The following is a 1,854-nucleotide window of genomic DNA, read 5'->3' as shown; positions in this document are numbered from 1 at the left end:
CCCAGTAGTAATAAGAGCGCTAAAGCGCAACAACGTACCTAATACCAGCCTCAACTATATTAGTCTAAGTTCAATTTACTTGCTTACTTAGCCAGTCCCGAAACTTAGAATGATAAAAACTATAACAATTTTCTCCTCTTATTATTTCCTGATGTAAGAATTCCCGCCAATTTTCCAACACTTCTTCTACATCATATTCATCTTCATTTAGCATTTCTGCAATTAATTCTACTGAAATAGCATATTTTTGCTGCGACAAAATCTTGATTACTGCTAATTCAATCGCATCCAAACTATTACCTATCATTTGTTGCCAATGATTTTGGTAATATGCTGCTAAACCTGGGGTAAGAAACCCGGTTTCTCCTAAAGAAACCGGGTTTCTGAGTTCCTCACCCAAAGACCCTGCTACCAATTTATCAGCAATAACAGGTAAGATTTGACTCAGATACATAAAATTATTATTGCTTTCAGCGATAAGCTGTTCGATGAATTCTTGTTGATTGATATTGAGATCCCCCCCAACCCCCCTTAAGAAGGGGGGAGTTGGAGTTGCCGAAAGGTATTTATTGATATACTCCCGCACATCTTCCCGATTTTCCTCCGGGTATGCTGACAAATCCAAAATTTGAAAAGGCGCTTCAATTAATAAACCAGATTTCTCACGCAAAAACGGGCGACGAGTCAGAATAAAATAAACTTTATCGGGTAGATATCTGGGCAGATAAAATAAATTTGTGCCTGGGGGTTGGTGGTTAGCATCAATCCTATCTAAAGCATCAATGGCAATTATCAACCGTTCATCCGGTGATAGTAAATCGCTGATTTTCTGAAGTAACAGAGAAAGCGACCAACTCCCCTCTGATGCGTTCCCATTCCCGATTCGCCGCATCAATTCACTACAAACAATGGCGAGAAATTCTTCAGCGCGATTTTTGCCCGCAACTTCGGCATTGTAATAGATAACTTGGGGATTTTCGCTGACATATTTGGCGAGGATGGCACTTTTGCCGCTACCGGGTGCGCCGACAATGGTGAAGTAACCTCGGTTTTGGCGGGAAAGAAAGTTGTTAATTGCAGTAAAGACGAATTCGCGACCGACAAAATTAGCGCTTTTTTCTCTAATTAATTGCCGAAATTCGGTTGGGTAGATAGTTGGAGTTCGAGGTGTGGTGTTCATGGTTATTTTCCATCCCTTCCAATCGCAAAAAATGCACCCGTCCCGAATTATCCCCCGCCACAATTGTCACGCCATCCGGTGCAACAGCACAGCAATATATCGAACTATCACCAGTGAAACTGGCAATTTCCTCCCCTGTTTCCAAATTCCATAGTTTGAGAGTATTGTCTCTTGAACCAGAAATCGCCCGTTTCCCATCCGGTGTGACGACGACTGCATTTATCCAACTGCTATGACCGCTAAAAGTAAACAGTTCCGCCCCTGTTTCCAAATTCCACAGTTTGAGAGTATTGTCCAATGAACCAGAAATCGCTTGTTTCCCATCCAGTGTGACGACGACTACATTTATCCAACTGCTATGACCGCGAAAGCGAAAAGTTTTCAGTTCCGCCCCTGTTTCCAAATTCCACAGTTTGAGAGTATTGTCTCTTGAACCAGAAATCGCTTTTTTCCCATCCGGTGTGACGGCGACTGCTGTTACCGAGTCGCTATGACCGCCAAAAGTTTTCAGTTCCGCCCCTGTTTCCAAATTCCACAGTTTGAGAGTATTGTCTCTTGAACCAGAAATCGCTTTTTTCCCATCCGGTGTGACGGCGACTGCTGTTACCGAGTCGCTATGACCGCCAAAAGTTTTCAGTTCCGCCCCTGTTTCCAAATTCCACAGTTTGAGAGTA

Annotated in this window: 2 protein-coding genes; both read right to left on the bottom strand. The window is 42.9% G+C overall.

Going from position 1 to position 1,854, the window contains the following annotated elements; all coding sequences use genetic code 11:
• Positions 1–70: 70 nt before the first annotated feature.
• Positions 71–1,180 (bottom strand): ATP-binding protein, encoded by a 1,110-nt coding sequence (locus tag LAY57_RS33960; protein ID WP_249071611.1) that lies wholly within the window; start codon positions 1,178–1,180, stop codon positions 71–73.
• Positions 1,122–1,854: WD40 repeat domain-containing protein (locus LAY57_RS33955; protein WP_249071610.1), on the bottom strand; the 733-nt coding region annotated here is incomplete at its 5' end. The genes LAY57_RS33955 and LAY57_RS33960, both read right to left, overlap by 59 nt.

It is taken from the genome of Argonema antarcticum A004/B2, from assembly GCF_023333585.1.
GTDB classification, from domain to species: domain Bacteria; phylum Cyanobacteriota; class Cyanobacteriia; order Cyanobacteriales; family Aerosakkonemataceae; genus Argonema; species Argonema antarcticum.
This window is presented reverse-complemented; position numbering and strand designations above follow the sequence as displayed.